Raw genomic sequence first — 208 nt, 5'->3', positions numbered from 1 at the left:
GTTGGGACTACTGGCGTTTCTGTATCATCCTTTGGTTGTTCCTGATCAGTATTATCCGTTGGAGCTTCTGGAGTGTCGGTATCATCCTTTGGTTGTTCCTGATCAGTGTTATCTGTTGGAGTATCTGAAGTTTCAGTATCATCCTTCGGCTGATTTTTGTCAGTGTTATCTGTCGGGACTACTGGCGTTTCTGTATCATCCTTCGGCT

1 pseudogene is annotated in these 208 nt (G+C 44.7%); it reads right to left on the bottom strand.

The window, feature by feature from the left end:
- Positions 1–208 (bottom strand): annotated as a pseudogene (locus KI210_RS08740) (hypothetical protein); the annotation flags it as partial.

Source organism: Lactobacillus corticis, assembly GCF_018327645.1.
GTDB classification, from domain to species: Bacteria; Bacillota; Bacilli; order Lactobacillales; family Lactobacillaceae; genus Lactobacillus; species Lactobacillus corticis.
Note: the sequence above shows the minus strand (reverse complement) of the source record. Positions and strands in the feature narration are given on the sequence as shown.